Source organism: Aeromonas sp. 601027, from assembly GCF_049174455.1.
GTDB classification, from domain to species: domain Bacteria; phylum Pseudomonadota; class Gammaproteobacteria; order Enterobacterales; family Aeromonadaceae; genus Aeromonas; species Aeromonas veronii_A.
This window is the reverse complement of the sequence record NZ_JAAKTN010000032.1, coordinates 1-916: the sequence shown is the minus strand read 5'-3', so window position 1 is coordinate 916 and position 916 is coordinate 1. Positions and strand designations below refer to the sequence as shown.

1 protein-coding gene is annotated in these 916 nt (G+C 47.3%); it reads left to right on the top strand.

The window, feature by feature from the left end; translation table 11 throughout:
* Positions 1–99 precede the first annotated feature (99 nt).
* Entirely contained in the window at positions 100–762 is a 663-nt protein-coding gene (locus G5193_RS21695; RefSeq protein ID WP_421207335.1) for a DUF1120 domain-containing protein, read from the top strand.
* The last annotated feature ends 154 nt before the right edge of the window (positions 763–916 follow it).

The window sequence follows — 916 nt, the reverse complement described above, 5'->3', positions numbered from 1 at the left end:
TGTCGAACTGCTTGAGTAGGCAATTTATTACCGAGTAAAAATGGTAATGCGTAATGGCTCGTGTTATCAGGAGCTAATTTTAATAAGTGAGGAAACAACATGAAGATGAAACCAACATTTAATAAGGCCATGCTGGCTTGTCTGATGATGAGTGCCGGTTCGGCTCTGGCCGCTGGCCCCACAGCGGAGCTAAAAATTACAGGTACCGTTTCACCGGGCGCTTGCGTTCCCACTTTGGACGCTGGTGGTATTGTTGATTTTGGTGAAACATCCATCAATGACTTGCCGGAGACAGGCACGCTGAAGCTGGCAGCAAAGGAACTGAATGGCACTCTGGTTTGCACTGGTGCAACCAAGGTGGCTATTAGCTTTGCTGACAACCGTGCAAGCAGTGTGCCGACTCACACTGATGAACCCACTGATGCCAACACCGCGTTTGGCCTGGGGACCACAACAGATGGTATTAACATCGGTTCTTATAGCTTGGCGTTTACTGCAATTCAAGGTGACGGAATTGATGGTGATTTGCTCAGCAGTGCTAACAAAACCACCTGGGGCAAGATGGCATTCAATGACAAGCTTAATAATCAAAAGGCAACGCAATATCTCTCTTTTGCGACGTCAGGGACGAGCGCACCAACAGAAGCCAGGGCGTTTAACTTTACATTGAAAGTTGAGCCGTCACTGAGCTCCGACTTGAGAGGTATTACCGAAACAGCCAATTTGGATGGCAATACTACGATTAACTTCGAGTACATGTAATCGTATTGACCAATAGCCTTCTTCAACAAGGATTTAATTATGAAAAAGTTGTTTAAATTAATGCCTCTCGCGTGCTTGATGGCCGCTAGTTCATCAGCATTTGCAGCTGGCCCATCTGCAACCCTCCAGGTTCAAGGCTCTGTGACCCAGGGGG

Coding starts and splice junctions, on each gene's coding strand:
- G5193_RS21695 (WP_421207335.1), top strand. CDS start 100: ATGAAGATGAAACCAACATTTAATAAGGCCATGCTGGCTTGTCTGATG.